Origin of the sequence: Enterobacter sp. RHBSTW-00975 (assembly GCF_013615235.1) — a bacterium.
Classification (GTDB): domain Bacteria; phylum Pseudomonadota; class Gammaproteobacteria; order Enterobacterales; family Enterobacteriaceae; genus Enterobacter; species Enterobacter ludwigii.
The window spans coordinates 2,697,134-2,717,449 of sequence record NZ_CP055883.1 but is presented as its reverse complement, the minus strand read 5'-3'; the positions used below and the strand labels follow the sequence as shown (position 1 = coordinate 2,717,449).

General features: G+C 56.1%; 16 protein-coding genes. 7 read left to right on the top strand and 9 right to left on the bottom strand.

The genetic code is table 11. The features are described 5' to 3' along the window. Positions 1-10: 10 nt before the first annotated feature. Positions 11-1,549: a Na(+)/H(+) antiporter NhaB gene (gene nhaB / locus HV340_RS12990; protein WP_181216017.1), complete on the bottom strand. Its 1,539-nt coding sequence runs from the start codon at positions 1,547-1,549 to the stop codon at positions 11-13. Between the two features lie 201 nt (positions 1,550-1,750). Here nhaB and fadR point away from each other — a divergent pair, with 201 nt between their 5' ends. Continuing rightward, positions 1,751-2,470: a fatty acid metabolism transcriptional regulator FadR gene (fadR, locus tag HV340_RS12985; protein WP_025203875.1), complete on the top strand. Its 720-nt coding sequence runs from the start codon at positions 1,751-1,753 to the stop codon at positions 2,468-2,470. A 67-nt stretch (positions 2,471-2,537) separates the two neighbouring features. Here the strand turns inward: fadR and HV340_RS12980 are convergent, their stop codons facing one another. Next, entirely contained in the window at positions 2,538-4,070 is a 1,533-nt protein-coding gene (locus HV340_RS12980) for a SpoVR family protein (protein ID WP_020883440.1), read from the bottom strand. Positions 4,071-4,391: 321 nt separating this feature from the next. Between HV340_RS12980 and HV340_RS12975 the strand changes: the two genes are divergently transcribed. Together HV340_RS12975 and dadX are read left to right on the top strand one after the other, a co-directional pair. After that, positions 4,392-5,690 (top strand): D-amino acid dehydrogenase, encoded by a 1,299-nt coding sequence (locus HV340_RS12975; RefSeq protein ID WP_020883441.1) that lies wholly within the window; start codon positions 4,392-4,394, stop codon positions 5,688-5,690. A gap of 9 nt (positions 5,691-5,699) precedes the next feature. Then, a complete protein-coding gene (gene dadX, locus HV340_RS12970; protein WP_063924845.1) occupies positions 5,700-6,770 on the top strand; it encodes a catabolic alanine racemase DadX in 1,071 nt (356 codons plus the stop codon). Positions 6,771-6,830: 60 nt separating this feature from the next. Here dadX and HV340_RS12965 read toward each other — a convergent pair whose 3' ends face one another. Both HV340_RS12965 and ldcA read right to left on the bottom strand, forming a co-directional pair. After that, positions 6,831-8,564 (bottom strand): potassium/proton antiporter, encoded by a 1,734-nt coding sequence (locus tag HV340_RS12965; protein ID WP_014170573.1) that lies wholly within the window; start codon positions 8,562-8,564, stop codon positions 6,831-6,833. A 96-nt stretch (positions 8,565-8,660) separates the two neighbouring features. Next, positions 8,661-9,575, bottom strand: coding sequence for a muramoyltetrapeptide carboxypeptidase (gene ldcA, locus HV340_RS12960; RefSeq protein ID WP_014170572.1), 915 nt, complete (start codon positions 9,573-9,575; stop codon positions 8,661-8,663). Between the two features lie 107 nt (positions 9,576-9,682). On the opposite strand from ldcA, the gene emtA reads away from it, so the two are divergent. Further along, a complete protein-coding gene (emtA, locus tag HV340_RS12955) occupies positions 9,683-10,294 on the top strand; it encodes a membrane-bound lytic murein transglycosylase EmtA (protein ID WP_063924846.1) in 612 nt (203 codons plus the stop codon). A gap of 37 nt (positions 10,295-10,331) precedes the next feature. Here emtA and HV340_RS12950 read toward each other — a convergent pair whose 3' ends face one another. After that, complete coding sequence (locus HV340_RS12950; protein WP_020883443.1) at positions 10,332-11,063, bottom strand: flagellar brake protein; 732 nt, start codon at positions 11,061-11,063, stop codon at positions 10,332-10,334. A gap of 206 nt (positions 11,064-11,269) precedes the next feature. Between HV340_RS12950 and HV340_RS12945 the strand changes: the two genes are divergently transcribed. Continuing rightward, the gene (locus HV340_RS12945) at positions 11,270-11,524 is read left to right on the top strand and encodes a GlsB/YeaQ/YmgE family stress response membrane protein (RefSeq protein WP_010432765.1); all 255 of its coding nucleotides are present in this window, start codon (positions 11,270-11,272) and stop codon (positions 11,522-11,524) included. A gap of 111 nt (positions 11,525-11,635) precedes the next feature. Next, the gene (locus HV340_RS12940; protein ID WP_063924847.1) at positions 11,636-13,738 is read left to right on the top strand and encodes a TonB-dependent siderophore receptor; all 2,103 of its coding nucleotides are present in this window, start codon (positions 11,636-11,638) and stop codon (positions 13,736-13,738) included. Between the two features lie 72 nt (positions 13,739-13,810). On the opposite strand, the gene HV340_RS12935 is transcribed toward HV340_RS12940, so the two are convergent. Both HV340_RS12935 and HV340_RS12930 read right to left on the bottom strand, forming a co-directional pair. Beyond that, positions 13,811-15,496: an alpha,alpha-trehalase gene (locus HV340_RS12935; protein ID WP_050736973.1), complete on the bottom strand. Its 1,686-nt coding sequence runs from the start codon at positions 15,494-15,496 to the stop codon at positions 13,811-13,813. A gap of 362 nt (positions 15,497-15,858) precedes the next feature. Continuing rightward, entirely contained in the window at positions 15,859-16,815 is a 957-nt protein-coding gene (locus HV340_RS12930; protein WP_063924848.1) for an AraC family transcriptional regulator, read from the bottom strand. 115 nt (positions 16,816-16,930) lie between these two features. On the opposite strand from HV340_RS12930, the gene HV340_RS12925 reads away from it, so the two are divergent. Beyond that, a complete protein-coding gene (locus tag HV340_RS12925) occupies positions 16,931-18,118 on the top strand; it encodes an MFS transporter (protein ID WP_032678410.1) in 1,188 nt (395 codons plus the stop codon). A gap of 70 nt (positions 18,119-18,188) precedes the next feature. Here the strand turns inward: HV340_RS12925 and gap are convergent, their stop codons facing one another. Both gap and HV340_RS12915 read right to left on the bottom strand, forming a co-directional pair. After that, positions 18,189-19,199 (bottom strand): type I glyceraldehyde-3-phosphate dehydrogenase, encoded by a 1,011-nt coding sequence (gap, locus tag HV340_RS12920; protein WP_020883448.1) that lies wholly within the window; start codon positions 19,197-19,199, stop codon positions 18,189-18,191. 78 nt (positions 19,200-19,277) lie between these two features. After that, positions 19,278-20,258 carry a helix-turn-helix domain-containing protein gene (locus HV340_RS12915; RefSeq protein ID WP_059305786.1) on the bottom strand — a complete coding sequence of 327 codons (981 nt, stop codon included), beginning with the start codon at positions 20,256-20,258 and terminating at the stop codon, positions 19,278-19,280. Positions 20,259-20,316 lie beyond the last annotated feature (58 nt).

Below are 20,316 nucleotides of genomic sequence, written 5' to 3'. Positions count from 1 at the left end.
TATATCAGGTTTACTGCGCGGCAAGTATACCCGCTTGTATCAACCATTGCGTACAGGGAATAAGGGTAATTTTGACGCAAAGCAATCCTACAAGCGTGAGCACCAGCGTATAGGGAAGCGCCATCCAGACCATTCGCCCATAAGAAAGACGTATGAGTGGAGCCAGCGCAGAGGTCAGCAGGAACAGGAACGCCGCCTGACCGTTGGGCGTCGCCACCGACGGCAGGTTGGTCCCGGTGTTAATTGCCACCGCCAGCAGTTCGAACTGTCCGGTGCTGATGACGCCTTGCTCCATGGCCGTTTTGGCCTCGTTGATGTAGACCGTGCCAACAAACACGTTATCCGAGATAGACGACAGCAGCCCGTTAAAAAGATAAAACAGCGAAAGCTGAGCATCCGGTGCCGCCTGCAAGACAAAGGTAATGATCGGCGCGAAAAGCTTCTGGTCGATGATCACCGCGACGACCGCAAAAAAGACGGCCAGCAGGGCGGTAAAGGGCAGGGCTTCCGTAAAGGCTTTGCCAATCGCATGCTCATCCGTCACGCCGGTAAAACTGGTGGCGAGAATAATCACCGACAGGCCAATTAAACCGACTTCGGCAAGATGAAACGCCAGCGCGGCGATAAGCCAGACGCCAATGACGCCCTGTGCAATAAGACGCAGCGTCTCCTGACGCGTCCGCTGGCTACGGCTTTGCTGGTCGAATTTCTGCAGCTCCTGACGCACGGGCGCCGGAATATGCGCGCCATAGCCAAAGAGGCTGAATTTCTCCACCACCACACAGGTCGCCAGACCGCACACCAGAACCGGTATGCTCACCGGTGCCATTCGCAGGAAGAAATCACCGAAATGCCAGCCCGCAGCTTTAGCAATGATCAGGTTTTGCGGTTCACCCACCATCGTCATCACGCCGCCCAGGGCGGTCCCGACGCCGGCATGCATCATCAGGCTGCGCAGGAAGGCGCGGAACTGTTCCAGCACCTCGCGGTGGTCATTATCGACCTGGCTGTCATCAAGCAGGTCATCGCCGGGACGTGAAGAGGCCACCCGGTGATAAATACCATAAAACCCGACCGCGACGCTTATCACCACGGCGACCACCGTCAGCGCATCCAGGAAGGCTGAAAGAAATGCTGCAGCCACGCAGAAAGCCAGCGACAAAAGCGTTTTTGAAGGAATGCTCAGCAGCAGGCGGGTAAAAATAAACAGCAGCAGCTGTTTCATAAAGTAGATGCCGGCCACCATAAACATCAGCAGCAGAAGCACTTCAAGGTTTGAGGCCAGTTCTGCTTTTACATGCTCGGCGCTGGTCATCCCAATGACAACCGCTTCAATGGCCAGCAAACCGCCAGGCAGCAGGGGATAGCACTTCAGCGCCATGGCCAGGGTGAAGATAAACTCCGCGACCAGCAGCCACCCGGCAATAAACGGGTGCACAATAAAGATGAGAGGATTAACAACCAGGAACACCAGAAGTATCAGCTTGTACCAGTCGGGAGACTGGCCTAAAAAATTGCGCCACAACGCGCGCCCAAAAGAAATTTCCACGACAGACGTTCTTCCCCGTGAAGTAAAACAAAACATCAGTATACGCAAAAATCACGGCCTGGAGGGGGATTCGGCTGCAATGTAAATTTCATAAAAATGAAACGGCGATCCCTCTTTTCTCTCACTGCTGCGCTATCTGCCTCTGCGAGCCTCTGGTATGATGAGTGCAATTTGCTAAAGCTGTGTAATGGAAATCTCACTATGGTCATTAAGGCGCAGAGCCCGGCGGGTTTCGCGGAAGAGTACATCATTGAAAGCATCTGGAATAATCGTTTCCCTGCAGGGTCCATTCTTCCGGCTGAACGCGAACTCTCTGAACTGATTGGCGTCACTCGCACCACGCTTCGGGAAGTGCTCCAGCGACTGGCGCGTGATGGGTGGTTGACGATTCAGCATGGCAAGCCAACAAAAGTAAACAATTTCTGGGAAACCTCCGGGCTGAATATTCTTGAAACGCTGGCGCGCCTCGATCATGAAAGCGTGCCGCAGCTGATTGATAATCTGCTCTCCGTGCGTACCAATATCGCGACCATCTTTATTCGTACGGCTTTCCGTCAGCACCCGGAAGATGCGCTCCAGGTTCTGGCCAGTGCCAACCAGGTGGAAGATCATGCGGATGCGTTTGCTACCCTTGATTACAACATCTTCCGCGGCCTGGCGTTTGCCTCCGGTAACCCGATTTACGGCCTCATCCTTAACGGCATGAAAGGGCTCTATACCCGTATCGGTCGTCACTACTTTGCCAATCCGGAAGCCCGCAGTCTGGCGCTGGGCTTTTACCACAAGCTGAGCGAGCTCTGTTCCACCGGTCAGCACGATCAGGTGTATGAAACCGTGCGCCGCTACGGTCGTGACTCCGGTGAAATCTGGCACCGGATGCAAAAAACGCTGCCGGGTGACCTGGCCATCCAGACCCGCTAAAAGAAAAAACCTCTCAGCTGAGAGGTTTTTTTTCGCCCTGACGCGGGCGTTTCGGTTCAGGCAGGCACTACAGCGTATTCATCCGCGTCGGGCAGCGCTCCAGCAACTCCACGCTACCGTCTTCATTCTGCTGCTCCAGCAGCACGTCAAAGCCCCACAGGCGATGCACATGCTTCAGCACCTCTTTGCGCCCTTTATCCAGCGGGGCACGGTTGTGCGGGATGTAGCGCAGCGTCAGAGAGCGGTCACCGCGGAGATCCACGTTCCATACCTGAATATTGGGTTCAAGATTGCTCAGGTTGTACTGGGAAGAGAGGCGAGAGCGGATCTCCCGGTATCCCTCTTCGTTATGAATCGCTGAAATTTCCAGGAAATTGTTACGGTCATCATCCAGCACGGTGAAGAAGCGGAAATCGCGCATGATCTTCGGCGACATAAACTGGCTAATAAAGCTCTCATCCTTGAAATCGCGCATCGCAAAATGCAGCGTTTCCAGCCAGTCCGAACCGGCAATATCAGGGAACCAGTATTTGTCCTCTTCCGTTGGCGACTGGCAGATACGTTTGATGTCCTGGAACATCGCAAAGCCGAGGGCATACGGGTTGATGCCGCTGTACCACGGGCTGTTGTAAGGCGGCTGGAACACCACGTTGGTATGGCTGTGGAGGAATTCCATCATAAACCGCTCGGTGACTTTCCCCTCGTCATACAGATGGTTGAGGATGGTGTAATGCCAGAATGTCGCCCAGCCTTCGTTCATCACCTGCGTCTGTTTTTGCGGATAGAAGTACTGGCTGACCTTACGCACAATGCGCAGGATCTCACGCTGCCATGACTCCAGCAGCGGCGCGTTCTTCTCCATAAAGTAGAGCAGGTTTTCCTGTGGTTCAGACGGGTAGCGGCGCGCCTCAGCGACAGCTTTCTCTTCTTCACGCTTAGGCAGGGTGCGCCACAGCATATTCACCTGGCTTTGCAGATACTCCTCGCGGCTTTTCTGCCGGGCTTTCTCCTCCTGCAGGGAAATTTTCTGCGGCCGTTTGTAGCGGTCTACGCCGTAGTTCATCAGCGCATGGCAGGAGTCGAGCAGTTTCTCCACTTCATCGACGCCGTAGCGCTCTTCGCAGTCGGTAATGTATTTACGGGCGAAGATCAGGTAATCGACGATCGAACTGGCGTCCGTCCAGCTGCGGAAAAGATAGTTATTCTTGAAGAAAGAGTTGTGCCCGTAGCAGGCATGCGCCATCACCAGCGCCTGCATGGTAATGGTGTTCTCTTCCATCAGGTAAGCGATACACGGGTTGGAGTTGATGACGATTTCATACGCCAGCCCCTGCTGGCCGTGTTTATACAGCCGTTCCGTTTCAATAAATTTTTTACCAAACGACCAGTGCGGATAATTGATCGGCATCCCGACGCTGGAATAGGCATCCATCATCTGTTCGGAGGTTATGACTTCAATCTGGTGAGGATAGGTATCCAGGCGATAGAGTTTTGCTACCCGGTCGATTTCAGCGAGGTAGACATCCAGCAACTCAAAGGTCCAGTCGGGTCCATCGCTGAGACGTGTGTTGTCCTTGTTCAGGGAATCAATAGTAGCCATTAGCGCGCCCTCGTTGTGGGTGCTCTCTCTGTCTGGAGAGCCTCCTTTCAAGCATAGATCAACGTGTTAAAAAGCGTGCTGGAGCAGAAATTTTTTCTTTACGATTTCCCGTTTTCAATACGGTAAAAAAAGCGGTTCACGCAGAGTTTTATGCTGGTTAAAAATAACGCGCAGCAGGAGATCCCAAATAAGTCCTTTCCCCGCCAGCAGGGGAAGATGTGAGATAAGTCACCATAAAAAAGTCGTATGTTGAATAATATTTTCAACTAGGTTATCAATCTGTAATTAGAAGATTGTTCTTTTGCACATTATGGAGTGGCTATGCGTGTTGTCATACTGGGAAGTGGTGTGGTTGGCGTAACCAGCGCCTGGTATTTAAGTCAGGCGGGGCATGACGTAACCGTTATCGATCGTGAACCAGGCCCTGCGCTGGAAACCAGCGCGGCGAATGCCGGGCAAATCTCTCCGGGCTATGCGGCACCGTGGGCGGCTCCCGGCGTGCCACTGAAGGCGATTAAATGGATGTTCCAGCGCCATGCGCCGCTGGCCATTAGCCTCGACGGCACGCAGTTCCAGCTTAAGTGGATGTGGCAGATGCTGCGCAATTGCGACACCCGCCATTACATGGAAAACAAAGGGCGTATGGTGCGTCTGGCGGAATACAGCCGTGACTGCCTGAAAACCTTGCGCGCCACCACCGGCATTGAGTACGAAGGCCGTCAGGGCGGTACGCTGCAGCTGTTCCGCACGGCGCAACAGTACGAAAACGCCACCCGCGATATCGCCGTGCTGGAAGATGCCGGTGTTCCGTATCAACTCCTCGAGGCCAGTCAGCTGGGACAGGTTGAACCGGCGCTGGCGGAGGTGTCCCACAAACTGACGGGCGGCCTGCGTTTACCCAACGATGAAACCGGCGACTGTCAGCTCTTTACCCAGCGTCTGGCGCAGATGTGCGAGCAGGCAGGGGTAACATTCCGCTTTAACACGCCCGTCGATAAATTGCTGTCGGAAGGCGGTAATATTTACGGCGTGAAGTGCGGCGAAGAGGTGATCAAAGCGGATGCCTACGTCATGGCCTTTGGCTCTTACTCTACCGCCATGCTGAAGGGCATTCTGGACATTCCGGTCTATCCGCTGAAGGGGTACTCCCTGACCATCCCGGTGAAAGAGGACAGCGGTGCACCCGTCTCCACCATTCTGGATGAAACCTATAAAATCGCCATTACCCGTTTTGACAACCGTATCCGCGTAGGCGGCATGGCGGAGATTGTCGGCTTCAACACCGAGCTGCTGCAGCCGCGTCGTGAAACGCTGGAGATGGTCGTGGGCGATCTCTTCCCACGCGGCGGTTTTGTCGAGCAGGCCACGTTCTGGACCGGTCTGCGTCCAATGACGCCAGACGGCACGCCGATTGTGGGCCGCACTCCGTTCAAAAACCTGTGGACGAATACCGGACACGGCACCCTCGGCTGGACAATGGCCTGTGGCTCAGGTCAGCTGTTGAGCGACTTGATTTCCGGTCGCACCCCGGCAATTCCGTTTGACGATTTAAGTGCCGCGCGCTATCAATCTGGGTTCACCCCCTCGCGTCCACAGCACCTGCACGGCGCGCATAACTAAGGAGTTGTCATGTCCCGTCCTGTTCTGGCTCAGCTGGACTTGCAGGCCCTGAAGGATAACCTGCAGATTGTTCGCCGTGCTGCGCCAGGTTCACGCGTCTGGTCGGTGGTGAAAGCGAACGCCTACGGCCACGGTATTGACCGCATCTGGAGCGCGCTCAGCGCGACCGACGGTTTTGCGTTACTGAATCTGGAAGAGGCCATTTTGCTGCGCGAGCGTGGCTGGAAAGGCCCTATCTTATTGCTGGAAGGGTTCTTCCATGCCGACGATCTACTGTTGCTGGATAAGTACCGGCTGACCACCAGCATTCACAGCAACTGGCAGGTTAAAGCCCTGCAGGACGCCAGACTGCATGCTCCGCTCGACATTTATCTCAAGGTGAACAGCGGCATGAACCGCCTGGGCTTCCAGCCCGAGCGGGTACATACGGTATGGCAACAGCTGCGCGGCATCAAGAATGTGGGCGAAATGACGCTGATGGCGCACTTTGCCGACGCGGAAAAACCCGATGGCATCGCCGAGGCGATGGTGCGGATTGAGCAGGCGGCTGAAGGTCTGGCATGTTCGCGCTCGCTCTCTAACTCGGCGGCCACGCTGTGGCACCCGGAGGCGCACTACAGCTGGGTACGCCCGGGGATCATTCTGTACGGCGCGTCACCGTCAGGGCAGTGGCAGGATATTGCCAACAGCGGCCTGAAACCGGTGATGACTCTTCGCAGCGAAATCATCGGCGTACAAACGCTGAAGGCCGGTTCCACGGTGGGCTACGGCAGCCGTTACCGGGCGACAGGCGAACAGCGAATTGGCATTGTGGCGGGAGGCTATGCCGACGGCTACCCGCGTATCGCTCCGACCGGCACGCCGGTATGGGTGGATGGCGTTCGCACGGGTACCGTGGGGACGGTCTCAATGGATATGCTGGCGGTAGACCTCACGCCGTGCCCGCAGGCGGGGATTGGTTCACCGGTTGAGCTGTGGGGAAATGAAATTAAAATTGACGATGTGGCCGCTGCGGCAGGGACCGTTGGCTATGAGCTGATGTGCGCTCTGGCGCCGCGCGTACCGGTTGTGACGGTGTAACTATGCGATGTGCCGGGGGGCGATAACGCCTTCCCCGGCCAGTAAGACATGAAACCTAAACTACTCTGACTCTTCTTCCATCGGCCTTACGCCAACTTTGCGTACCGCGTTATCTTCTTTCTCGGCCACCGTCCAGATCATCCCGGCAAACTCGACCTGGTCACCGACAACGGGTGCTGCGCCAAGCAGTTGCTGGATAATTTCCCCCAGCGTTTGCTGCTTATCGCGATACTCCAGCCCTTCATCCAGACCGTAAATCAAGGCAACATCTGCAAATTTGGCGCTCGCTTCCAGAATAAAATCGCCGAAGAAACGCTGATCCAGCGCCACCGGTGGCGACTGGCTGAACAATTTACCCAGCGCGGGCAGGTCGCGCTCGCGGCCAATCACGCACAAAATATCCCCTTCACGCAGACGGGTGCTGCCGGTAGGGTGAAGCAGAACATTGTCGCGGAACAACGCGGCAATCCGCGTTTCGGCGGGCATATGCAGATCGCGCAGCGACGCGCCCACGCACCATTTGTCTTCGCTAAGCTGATATACAAACTGTTCCCACGGATTTTCCGGATGAATATCCAGCCCCACCCGGGAGACGGGCCAGCCAACGGGGGGGATCACCACTTTTGCCTTTTTCGCCGCCCAGCCGAGTGACGTGCCCTGGAAGAGGAGTGAAATCAAAACAACGAAGAATGCGACGTTGAAGAACAGTCGGGCGTTATCCAGACCCGCCATCATCGGGAACACGGCAAGGATAATCGGCACCGCGCCGCGCAAACCCACCCAACTGATAAAGATACGCTCGCGCAGGTTAAAGCCGCGAAACGGCAGCAGGCCTGCAAACACCGACAGTGGACGGGCGAAGAAGATCATCCACGCCGACAGCATCAGCGCCGGCACGGCGATAGGCAGCAGGTCTGAAGGGGTAACCAGCAGGCCAAGCACCAGGAACATGCCAATCTGCGCCAGCCAGGCCAGTCCGTCGAAGTTCTGCAAAATGGCGTGACGGTTGCGAATAGGGCGGTTACCCATCAGGAAGCCACAGAGGTAGACGGCAAGAATACCGCTGCCATCCAGCGCGGTGGTGACGGCAAAAATCAGAATGCCCCCGCTCAGCGCCAGCAGAGGGTAAAGCCCGGCGGGAAGTGAAATCCGGTTGATCATCTGCTGCAGCAGATAGCCGCCGCCGAGGCCAAGAATAATCCCCAGACCAAACTGCTGCAGGATATGCCAGGCAAACATCCAGCTCAGCCCGCTTTCGTGCTGCTGGATCATCTCAATCAGCGTGATGGTGAGAAACACCGCCATGGGATCGTTACTGCCGGATTCAATCTCAAGCGTGGAGCCAACACGTTCGTTAAGCCCTTTACCGCCAAGCAGGGAAAAGACCGCCGCCGCATCGGTTGAACCGACAATAGCGCCAATCAGCAAGCCTTCCATGATATTGAGATGGAACAGCCAGGCGGCCATCATCCCGGTCAGGCCGGATGTGATTAATACGCCTACGGTCGCGAGCGATAGAGCCGGCCCTAAGGCGACGCGGAACGAGCTCGCCTGAGTGCGCATCCCGCCGTCCAGCAGGATCACTGCCAGCGCGAGGTTACTCACCATGTAGGCGAAAGGGTAGTTATCGAAAGGAATACCGCCGATGCCATCGATGCCAGCCAGCATGCCGATAGCAAGGAAAATAACGAGAATAGGTATGCCGAGACGCGATGAAAATGAACTTAATAATATACTACAGGTTACAAGCACAGAACCCAGAATGAAAAGGCTGATTATCGCTGCGGCATCCAATGTTGTCTTACTCCCACCTCAATGTTAACGCTGTTACTAAAACCCTAACATATTAACCACGGCAACAGCGTTTTATTAAGGGGTTTAACGGCTTTTTTATGCCTTTATGACCGGATGACCGCTTATTGTTAACCGACTGCCTGAATCATCATGTATCAGGGACGCATGTGCCCCCAGCGCAAGGGTTACGGTTTGTTGCTCATGGCCAAAATCCAGACCGGTGATAACCGGGATATCGAGACGGGAACGGATGAAATCAACCATCGTTTCAAGGGAGTAACCGGCGTCGTAATCATTGGGTGCCGCACCGCTAAAACTGCCCAGCACGATTGCTGACTGACGTTCAAGGATCCCGGCATGATAAAGCTGCAATAACATGCGCTCGACGCGGAACGGATGTTCGTTAATATCTTCCAGCACCAGAATACCGTCTTCGATGTCCGGCAACCACGGCGTACCGATGAGCGAGACCAGCATTGCCAGGTTACCGCCCCAGAGTTGGCCTTCACAGGCCCAGTGCGGCCCCTGGCCTTGCCACGTTATGCTGTAGGTTGGGTTTCGCAGGGCGCGCCAGAAATGCTCAAGGGTAAACGCATCGAGCGCCGGTGCACCAAAATTTCCGGCCAGCATCGGGCCGCTGAAGGTAATGACGTTATGCAGCGCCAGCAGCCCAAGCTGGATCACCGTGAAGTCGCTGTGGCCGCATATCAGCAGCGGGTCCTGCTGTTGACGCTGTGCCAGACCTTGCCAGTCAATACTCTCCAGTAACCGGCTCGCGCCATAGCCCCCCCGCACCGCAAGCACGATCCGATCCTCACCCTTCAGGTTCACCAGGCTGTTGATATCATTCAGTCTCTGGGCCTCGGTTCCGGCAAAACGCTGCTGGCGGCGAGGGATAATCGTCTGATTTTCTACCTGGTGGCCGAAGCCCAGTAAGCGCTGAACGCCCCGTTGTGCCGCGTCCTGATTGATGCAGTAGCCCGACGGTGCGATAAGATGAAACTGAGACATGGCAATTCCTTGCTGAATGAGAAACTAATTGTCTATATCATGCCGCTTATACGCTGCCCGCTTCAAGGGGCGGCGCACTGCGATGACCGGCTATAAGGATAGATGACGTGAAATTGAAATGGTTTGCTTTTTTGATTGTGTTGCTTGCGGGCTGTAGTTCCAGACATGACTATCAAAATCCGCCCTGGAACCCGGAAGTGCCGGTGAAACGGGCCATGCAGTGGATGCCGATCAGCGAGCAAGCCGGGAAGGCATGGGGCGTCAGTCCGCGTCTTATCACCGCAATCATTGCCGTTGAATCCGGCGGTAATCCCACGCTTGTCAGCAAATCAAACGCAGTGGGGCTGATGCAGCTTAAAGCGTCTACCGCAGGTAAAGAGGTCTACCGCTACATGGGCTGGAGCGGTCAGCCGTCGACCAGCGAGCTGAAGAACCCGGAGCGTAATATCTCCATGGGGACAGCCTATCTCAGCATTCTGGAGCATGGCGTACTGAAGGGCATCGACGACCCGGAAGTGATGCAATACGCGCTGGTGGTCTCTTACGTCAACGGGGCCGGGGCGCTGTTGCGAACCTTCTCCTCTGACCGTAAAGAGGCGATAGAAGAGATTAACGGCATGGACAAAGATGAATTCGTTGAACATGTGGCGAAAAATCATCCGGCACCACAGGCTCCGCGTTACATCTGGAAAGTACAGAAAGCGATGGATGCCATGTAATGCCGCAGGCGGGCGGCGGTCACGCTGCCCGTTTTCCTCACAGAACTTTATTCGCACGTTCCCGTGCTTCGCGCTCCAGTGCAAAGATAATGCGCTGCAGTTCGCGCTCTGAACCGGGTCCGACGTTCAGGAAGCGGAAACTCAAACGTGGCGTGGTAATCGTTTCGTTTTTGCTGTCCACCACCTTACGCTCGCTGATGGCAATCAACTGGGCATCAAAATAAAACCGTCCCCAGCCGGCCATATCCAGTTCAATTTGCGAGAATCGCATGCCTTCGACCAGTCCGTCAGGTTTCGGCGTATCCATCAGCGCGCCCATACCGCCCAGCGACAGGTCGAAGAGGCGGAAGCGGAGCTCTTTTTTGTCCGGCATTTTAGCCTTACAAAAATAGGCTGGGTGAAGGGGGGCGCTGATGCGGAAATATTCCCGGCGCTGCACAAACCACAGGTTGGCAGGCAGCGGTGTGACAAACGCGGGAAGACCCTGGTATTCGCTCATCTCAAGGCGCGGGAGCACAAATTCCACTTTTGCACCGTGGGTCTCTGCCATCACCGCGAGTTTCTCTGCTTTCAGTGCGGCGCGGTTTTCATACTCCTGACTGCCCAGATCGATAACCAGTCGCTCCTGCGAGACGTCGAGGATCTTGCTGATGAACTGATTGTTTGACCAGCTGATGCGCAGCGGCACTTCACCTTTTTGCAGGTCACGCAATACCCCTAATACAGCCAGCGGATTTTGCTTGAGGAACTGCTCACTGTAATTACTCACGCCGGATGGCTCCTTGATAGATGACAGACTGTCTTTGCGTTATCGGCACTGCACAATGAAACTTAATACAAACCGATGAGTTTTTTTCAGATTGCAGAGAAGATAAGTCGGTGAGATGAAATTAGTTTTCCAGGGATGACCTATACTTAAGTTACCTGCGCAGAAGGTTTTCTGCGCATGCATTAAACCTGCAAGAGGGCATCGCTATGGGTATTATCGCCTGGATTATCTTTGGTCTAATTGCTGGCGCTATCGCTAAACTTATCATGCCGGGAAATGATGGCGGCGGCTTCATACTGACGTGTGTGCTCGGTGTCGTGGGGGCGGTTGTAGGCGGCTGGCTGGCGACGATGTTTGGCTTTGGTGGCAGCATCAGCGGTTTTGACCTGCACAGTTTCCTGGTGGCTGTCGTGGGTGCCATTGTGGTGCTGGGCATTTTCAGGTTACTGCGACGGGCATAACTTCACTAAAACGGCTCTCAAGGAGGGCCGTTTTTTTACGTGCATATTGATTTGCTAATCGAAATGATAATAATTGTCGTTCCTGATTACACTTAATCACAAGACGACTTTATGAACCCCTCTCGTTTCACGTTATGCGCGTTGGCAGGAGCCGTGACGCTGGCATTGCAGGTACAGGCGTTTGCCGAAGAATCAACCATCGTAGTTACGGGCTCAGAGCAGGGCAGCGTACTGCCCGACTGGACGAACAGCGCAACCAAATCAGCCGTTGCCGAGAGTAAAACCCCGCAGGTGATCAATACCCTGTCGGCACAGGAAATCGATAAGCGTCACGCGAACTCCGTGAATGAGATCCTGCGCTATGCACCGGGTGTGTCGACCGAGGTGCGCGGAAACACCTCCTACATGAGCGAATATAAAATTCGCGGATTTACCGTCGATCAGGAGTTCTACAACGGGCTGCAGTTACCCTATAACGTCACCGGCAATACCAAAGCCCGTATCGATCCGCTGTTGGTTGAAAGCGTTGATATTCTCAAAGGTCCCTCATCGGTACTGTACGGCGGTGCCTCGCCGGGTGGGCTGGTGAATATTCAGAGTAAAAAACCGCAACAGGCCGCACGGACCGAACTGGGTTTTAACACCGGCAACCGTAACCTGAAAGAGGGGTATCTGGATTCGACCGGGCAAATTGCCGATAGCGACTGGAACTACCGTCTGCTGGGGAAAGCGACGGAAAGTGACGATCAGCCGCACACCTCCCGGTATGAAAACTACCTGGTTGCGCCGTCTGTCACCTGGCAACCGGACAACAAAACGCGTCTCACCCTTGATGCGCTGGCGCAAAACTCCCCAAGCCTGACGCCGTCTAACCCGCTGCCGCTCGCCTGGCTGCGTTCGAAATATGCGGGCAAGCGGGATTATGCCGGCGACGAATGGAGCGGGTTTAAACAGCGCCAGTGGATGCTGGGTTACAGCTTTGAACATGAGTTTGACAGCGGCTGGGGCTTTAACCAGAAGGCACGCTATTTTGACATCGATACCCACCAGCGCAGTATTTATGCAACCGGGCCGGGCAGTGAAGTCAATCAGCTTAACCGCTTTGCCTACACCACGGATGAAGATCTCCGGAGCTTCAACATTGATAATCAGGTGACCAAAACCGTTGCGCTGGGTGAGTGGAAACACCATCTGCTGGCCGGGTTTGACTACCAGAAGCTGAATTCCCACTTCCACTACCGCTATGCCTCGACAACACCGGGGATTGATATGCGCAATCCGGACTATTCACAGGTCCATGAGGATGCGCTGGGGCTGTATACCGCGCAGAAAAACCGTCTGAGCTATCAGCAGAATGGGTATTACCTGCAGGATCAGGTGGAGTTTGGCGGCTTAAATCTGTTGGGCAGCCTGCGCTATGATGATTATCGCTCCGTCACCACCGATTATCTGCATAACGGCGACAAGGCGTGGGTATCGCAGGATCGCGTTACCAAACGACTGGGCGCGCTCTACGCCTTCGACAACGGTCTCTCTCCGTTTATCAGCTATTCAGAAGGGTTTGCCCCGGTCTCGCCGCAGGGAACCCTGACGGCGAAAGAGGTCAAGCCGACCACCAGCAAGCAGGTGGAGGGCGGGGTGAAATATCTGCTGGCAGAGTACGCCACCACCTTTACCGCCTCGGTGTTTAGTATTCGCCAGAAGAATGTCGTCACTTCCGATCCCGGCTTCCTGAACTATCGTCAGACCGGCGAAGTGGAGTCTAAAGGGGCGGAGTTGTCTGTGATTGGCCGTCCGACAGACAATCTGAACCTGATTGCCAACTACGCATACACTCACGCCATCAATACGCAGGACGATAAGTATCAGGGCAAACGCCCTACACAGGTGCCGGAAAATGCATTCAACCTGTGGGGGGATTACACCTTTGAGAATACGCCACTGAAAGGATTGATGCTGGGGGCCGGGGCGCGCTACACCGGGCCGATGGAGATTTCACCGGCGAACGACGCGGGTAAACTCGGTGGCACCACGCAGTACGATCTGGCGGCATCCTATCGGATGGGCGAAATTCTGCCTTCGCTTGAAGGGCTGACCCTGAAAGCGAGCGCGCAGAACATCACCAATAAAGAGACGTTGACCTGTTACGATGCGACCAACTGCTGGATTGGACGTGACCGAACCTATCAGTTAGGCGCGAGCTACAGCTTCTGATGCCCTGTTAAACCCCGTAAGACGGCCCATTCACCCTCTCCTGGCGGGAGAGGGTGAGGGAATGAGGCCGCTTTATTGCGCCGTACTTTTCGCCGGTGCGACAGCATCGTTTGCCGCCGGCTGATTCTCCGGCACGCTGTCGCACGGTTTCTCTTTCGGACAGACCAGATCCAGCATTTTCAGCGTCACGCCGTTGCTCCAGCCGAAGCCATCCTGCAGCGGATATTCACCGCCGCCGCCCCCTGTACCGGTACTCGAAACGTCATACTTCTCTACCAGCTTCTGTTCGCGGTCATAGGTATGCTGAACATTTTTCAGGAAGCGCCAGGTCACATCCATTGCCACCTTATCCTGCCCGTAATTCTGCAACCCTTCCGTCGCGACCCATTGCAGCGGTGCCCAGCCATTAGGTGCATCCCACTGCTGGCCGCTGTTGATGGTGGTGGTGGAAATGCCGCCCGGTTTGAGCAGGCGTGACGATGCTGCTGCAGCGACCTTATCAGCGCGATCCTGCGAAGCCGCCTTCACATAGAGCGGATAAAGTGCGGCTGCCGTAAGCTGATTACGCACCTTTTTGCTCTTAAGATCGTAATCCGCGTACCAGCCCTCTTTATCATTCCACAGATGGCTCTCAATCGCTTTCTGACGCGCGGTCGCCAGCGCGTCATACTTGCTGGCAGCGGAGGTATCGCCGGATGCCTGGCTTGCCCTGGCCAGCAATTTTTCCATCTTAAACATCAGGGCGTTAAGATCGACAGGCACAATGCTGGTGGTGCGGATCGTGCCCAGTTTTTGCGGATCGTCCATCCAGCGGGAGCTAAAGTCCCACCCCGAGGCGGCCGCTGAGCGTAAATCGCGGTAGATCTCCGTGGCCGGTCGGTTAGGATTGCTTTTAGCGGTGGTTATATCGTCGAGCCAGGATTCAGGACGCGGCGTATCGCGGTCATCCCAGTAGCGGTTGAGCACTGAGCCATCGTCCAGCTTCACCACACGTTTGTTGGCTTGTCCGGCCTGCAGCGTATCGGCCCCCTCCATCCAGTAGGCGTACTCTTTCTCCATTTGCGGACGGTATTTTTTCAGCGCATCGCTGTCATGGGTCGCCAGCAACTCGACCATCAGCGCGAAGAACGGAGGCTGGGAGCGGCTCAGGTAGTAGCTGCGGTTGCCGTTCGGGATATGTCCCCAGCTGTCCAGCTCGTAAGCGAAGTTGTCCACCATATCGCTGATTTTGTCCCAGTGGCCACTCTCAGCCAGCCCTAACATGGTGAAATAACTGTCCCAGTAGTAGACCTCGCGAAAACGTCCACCAGGCACGACATAGGGTTTAGGCAGCGGCAGAAGGGAATCCCACTTATTACTCGCTTTATCGGTGGTGCGGGTCAGTACGGGCCAGAGGTCATCAATGTGCGCGCGTAAACTTTGCCCGGCAGGCGGGACGTATTTTTCACCCTCCGCTGGCAGCGTAAAGTTCATTTCCACAAAGTGCTTCAGATCGAAGCCAGACTGGGTGCGCTGCATACGATAATCCGCCAGAATCATCAGCGGATCGCTTTTCGGCACGGCGTCAGCAAAGGTCTTTTGATCGGGAAACAGTTTGGCACTTTGCACATCATTAAAGAGAGGACCAAGTAAAATATCGGGGGAGCTTGTCTGGGTGGTAAGTTGTTCTTCCGCATAACCCCATGTTGTCACACCGAGTAACGCGCCGCCCAAAGCCAGGTGCAAAAGAGCAGGGCGTAGTGTACGAGGTCTTATCATCGGTTCATCTCCTGTATTCGCTGAGCAGCGTTGCCGCTGTTATCAATCACCTGAAAACCTTAGACGAATATTGGCCGCTTCGCGTGTCGAATATCCCATTTTGCGCATAACCAGACAATTTACCGTCTGGTTATGCGCCGGAAGGGATTGGGAGAATTTGCTATCTCGATGAAAGATAATTCTTTTTTATGATAAATAATTATATTGCTTTTAATTTAATCAATGGGCGCAAATCATGGCGCGATAATAATATGCGCGGAATGCTCTTTTATTCCGTAATAGCGCAAGGTGCTCCCTTAGCACGCCCCATAATTAAATCGCGAAAGGCGACTGGCAAAAAATACGTATCGCTAACGCCTGGCTCAGACCTCTTCCGGGGTCTGGTTGGTCTCGCGCAACGTGCCCGGCGCATGCCCAATAATGCGCTTAAATGCCCGACTGAACGCGGCCAGTGAACCGTACCCCAGACGCAACGCGACGGTTTCAATGGGCTGATTTTCGTGGCGGATGTACTGAATGGCCAGCCGCATCCTCAGTTCGCTGAGATATTTTGCCGGTGTGGTTCCCGTGGCCGCCAGAAAACGTTCAGCAAACACGGAGCGGGAAGTGCCCGCTTCTTTCGCCAGATCCGCCACGCTCCAGTTCAGGCCTGGCTGCTGATGCATGGCGTAAATGGCCCGGCTCAAACGCGGGTCGCGCAATACCTGCACCCAGCCGGTAGCTTTGCCGCAGCCTCCTTCAACCCAGCCACGCACGATCAACGCGGCCACCACGTCGGCAAGTCGCGCGAGGATCCCGGCGAATCCGGCCTGGCGGGTCATTGATTCCCGCTCCATCGCTGCCAGCAGCGGATGAATTTCCGGCCATGTGGACATCAGCCGGCTCACCATCATCACTTCCGGCATCGCCTTGATCAGCGGCTGCATCCCACCCAGTTCAAAATCCATGCATCCACTGAAGATGATGGTGTTCTCGCTTTCCGGACACGGCTCACAGGTGATCGCGCAGACCGAACCGCAGATAGGCTCGCTGGGGAATGCACTGACCGGGGTAATGCTGGCGTGCTCGTCAGAGAGCAGGGCATGGGCGTTGCCGTTCGGGATAAAAAGGGCGTCGCCGCCATTCAGCGTGAAGGTGGCGCCACTCTCCATACGCAAAAGGGCGCTGCCGTGGCTGACAAAATGGAACTGGGCTTTGCCGGGCGCCTGGTGAAACGCCACGCCAAACGGCGCGCTGGCCTCAATCCGACGGTATTTCACGCCCGACAGGCGCATGCCGTGCAAAAGTTCGCTGATCAAATCGGGTGACTGAGCGGTCATGACGCAACTCCGGACGAATAATCAATAAGTGGAGATTATATGTCATAGATCGTCCAGGGTGAACCCACTATGCTTTTGCGACAGTTGTCACATTTTTATAACGGGAGAACAACAGATGAATTCATGTGTCGTGGCGAGAGAGGCGGTCACGCCTGCAAAACCCGCCTGGCGAGCCGTCTACTCACTGGGGCTTGGCGTATTCGGCCTGATCACAGCAGAATTCCTGCCCGCCAGTTTGCTGACGCCGATGGCCGCGAGCCTGGGGGTGTCCGAGGGGATGGCCGGACAAGCGGTGACGGCCACGGCGCTGGTGGCGCTGGTCACCGGGTTGCTCATCACGCCGGCCACCAAAAATATCGACCGTCGCTGGGTATTGATGTTCTTCTCGGTGCTGCAGATCATCTCCAGCCTGCTGGTGGCTTTTGCGCCCACGCTGCACGTCCTGCTGATGGGCCGGCTGTTGCTGGGTGTGGCGATCGGGGGATTCTGGGCGATGTCGACCGCCACGGCGATGCGCCTGGTGCCCGCCGATAAAGTGCCGAAAGCGCTGGCGGTGATCTTCTCCAGCGTCTCGATTGCGACGGTGGTGGCGGCGCCGCTGGGAAGCTATCTGGGTAGCCTGATTGGCTGGCGTAACGTCTTTATTCTCTGCATTCTGCCGAGCATGCTGGCGCTGCTGTGGCAGCTCTGGGTACTGCCGTCCATGAAGCCGGAAAGCAGCGGCAGCCTGAGTACGCTGTTCCGCGTGCTGCGTCGTCCGGGGATGATTGGCGGCATGCTGGCGACCATTCTTATCTTCAGCGGCCACTTTGCCTTCTTTACCTACCTGCGTCCGTTCCTTGAAACGGTGGGGCAGGCGAGCGTGGAGAGCATCTCGCTGATCCTGCTGGGCTTTGGGATTGCCAACTTCATCGGCACCTCCGTCGCCGGGCATCTGCTGGCGCGTAATCTGCGCCTGACGCTGGCACTGGTACCGTTCGCGATGGGCGTGCTTGCTCTCACCATGGTGGCGTTTGGTCATCTGGCGATGCTGGACGGGTTACTGGTCGCGCTGTGGGGCTTTGCGTTTGGTCTGGTACCGGTGGGCTGGTCAACGTGGCTTGCCACCACCGTGCCGGATGAAGCCGAAAGTGCGGGTGGTTTGCTGGTGGCCTCTATCCAGCTGGCGATAAGCGCCGGTGCGGCAGTGGGCGGGGCGGTATTCGACCTCAACGGTGCCAGCGGCGTCTTCGCGGGCAGCGGTTTCCTGCTGGTGACGGCCATGGTAATTGTGTTTATGGGCGTGAAAGTCAAAGCAGAGTGACGAACGCGTGCCCGGTCAGCGAAAGGCTACCGGGCAGCGACACCCACTCAGAGTGGGAACGGGGGGAAGGTTACAACCCTTTCTTATCCATCAGCACCGCCAGATCCACCAGACGGTTTGAGAATCCCCATTCGTTGTCATACCACGCCAGGATCTTCACCATTTTGCCGCCAATCACGAGGGTGGAGAGCCCGTCGATAATTGACGAGCGCGGGTCGCCCTGATAATCACTGGAAACCAGCGGTTCATCGCTGTAACCCAGAATGCCTTTCAGGGGGCCACTGGCAGCGGCTTTCCGGAAGGCGTCATTCACCTCCTCGGCGGTAACGTTACGGCTCAGGGTTACCGTCAAATCCACAATCGACACCACCGGAACCGGCACGCGCAGGGAATACCCGGTCAGTTTACCGTCAAGTGAGGGGATCACTTTCCCCAGCGCTTTCGCCGCACCGCTGGAGTAAGGCACAATCGACAGCGCTGCCGCACGTGCACCGCGCAGATCCTTCTCTGGCTGATCGTGCAGTGCCTGACTGTTGGTATAAGCGTGCGTGGTGTTCATCAGGCCATGCTCAATACCGAACTGCTGATGCAAAACCTGAGCGGCGGGGGCCAGACCATTGGTCGTACAACTGCCGTTACTCACTACGTAATGCTGAGCCGGATCGTACTGTTCATGGTTGACGCCCATGACCACCGTCAGGTCATCGTTTTTGCCAGGGGCGGAGATGATGACGCGCTTAGCCCCACCGTGCGTGATATGCACGGCTGCTTTTTCCCGCTCCGTAAAGAAGCCAGTGGCTTCAATAACCACGTCAACGCCGGCGTCACGCCACGCGATATTCGCCGGATCGCGTTCGCTAAAGACGACGATCCGCTGGCCATCGACCTGCAGCGCACCGTCCGCGGCTTCAACGGGAGCCGGCAGCGTGCCGAGAAGGGAATCATGTTTGAGCAGATGGGCGAGGGTTTTGCTGTCCGTCAGATCGTTAATTGCCACAATCTGCACATCCGGGTTACCCAGCGCCGCGCGCAGGAAATTACGTCCGATACGGCCGAAACCGTTAATACCGACCTTAACCATAATGCACTCCTTATCTCTGTTGTCTGGAGTCACTGTAGGCGTCAGGCCGGATGGCGTAAACGACAAAAAAGGATCACATTATGCCATTTTGCGACAGTGGAAGCGCTGACGATACTCGCCAGGCGTGAGGTGGAGTTGTTTCTCAAAGACGCGACGCAAATTGATGCTGCTGCCAAACCCGCTCTGCTCAGCAATGCGTTCGAGAGGGTAGCTAGTCTGTTCAAGCAGTTGCCGGGCGGCGGCAAGGCGTGCTTCGGTGACATAACGCGCCGGAGAGGCGCCTGTTTCACGGGTGAACACGCGGGTGAAATTGCGTGGGCTCATCGCCGCTTTTTGCGCCAGATTTTCCACGCACAGGTCAGCGGTCAGGTTCTCCAGGATCCAGGTTTGCAGGTCGCTTATCGGGCCGGAGGTGCCGGGCTGCTGAAGATTATAGCGACTGAACTGCAGCTGCCCGCCGGGGCGGCGCAGATACATCACCATATCCTGCGCCACCTCGCGAGCGAGGGTAAAACCGTAATCGTCTTCCACCAGCGCCAGGGTCAAATCAAACCCGGAGCTAACCCCACCGGAGGTCCAGATGGGACCGTCCTGAATATACAGCGGGCCACCTTCCACATGGATGGCCGGGTACTGGGTTTGCAGGGTCTCCAGCAGCCGCCAGTGGGTGGTCGCCCGGCGTCCATCAAGCAGGCCAGTCTGGGCCAGCAGCATCGCGCCGCCGCAGATGGAGGCTATCCGCCGCGCGTGTGGCGCAGCCAGGTGCAGCCAGTCCACCACCGCCGTGCTCTCCTGCTCGTTCATTCCGCGGCCGGTGATAATAATCGTATCAAGCGGTTCACGCGGATCCAGCTCCGGCAGGCGATAATCCGCCAGCAGATTGAGGCCGGACTGGCCGTGGATCACCTGGTGAGGCTGGGTGGTGGCGATGATAATGCGGTAACAGGGATGGGCTAGGCCTTCCGGATGCAGCCGGTTCGCCTGCATCAGAATGTCTGCGATACCGGCGGCTTCAAACAGCATGCCGCCGTCAGGGACGATAATCAGGATCTTCTTCATGTCCTGAAAAGTACCTTTATTGCAAAATAAGTCAAGCTACGAACGAGAGGGAGATCTC

Bases quoted from the DNA above. Each gene is read 5' to 3' on its own strand.
- fadR (WP_025203875.1), top strand. From the start codon at position 1,751: ATGGTCATTAAGGCGCAGAGCCCGGCGGGTTTCGCGGAAGAGTACATC.
- HV340_RS12980 (WP_020883440.1), bottom strand. From the start codon at position 4,070: ATGGCTACTATTGATTCCCTGAACAAGGACAACACACGTCTCAGCGAT.
- HV340_RS12975 (WP_020883441.1), top strand. From the start codon at position 4,392: ATGCGTGTTGTCATACTGGGAAGTGGTGTGGTTGGCGTAACCAGCGCC.
- dadX (WP_063924845.1), top strand. From the start codon at position 5,700: ATGTCCCGTCCTGTTCTGGCTCAGCTGGACTTGCAGGCCCTGAAGGAT.
- ldcA (WP_014170572.1), bottom strand. From the start codon at position 9,575: ATGTCTCAGTTTCATCTTATCGCACCGTCGGGCTACTGCATCAATCAG.
- HV340_RS12945 (WP_010432765.1), top strand. From the start codon at position 11,270: ATGGGTATTATCGCCTGGATTATCTTTGGTCTAATTGCTGGCGCTATC.
- HV340_RS12940 (WP_063924847.1), top strand. From the start codon at position 11,636: ATGAACCCCTCTCGTTTCACGTTATGCGCGTTGGCAGGAGCCGTGACG.
- HV340_RS12935 (WP_050736973.1), bottom strand. From the start codon at position 15,496: ATGATAAGACCTCGTACACTACGCCCTGCTCTTTTGCACCTGGCTTTG.
- HV340_RS12930 (WP_063924848.1), bottom strand. From the start codon at position 16,815: ATGACCGCTCAGTCACCCGATTTGATCAGCGAACTTTTGCACGGCATG.
- HV340_RS12925 (WP_032678410.1), top strand. From the start codon at position 16,931: ATGAATTCATGTGTCGTGGCGAGAGAGGCGGTCACGCCTGCAAAACCC.
- gap (WP_020883448.1), bottom strand. From the start codon at position 19,199: ATGGTTAAGGTCGGTATTAACGGTTTCGGCCGTATCGGACGTAATTTC.
- HV340_RS12915 (WP_059305786.1), bottom strand. From the start codon at position 20,258: ATGAAGAAGATCCTGATTATCGTCCCTGACGGCGGCATGCTGTTTGAA.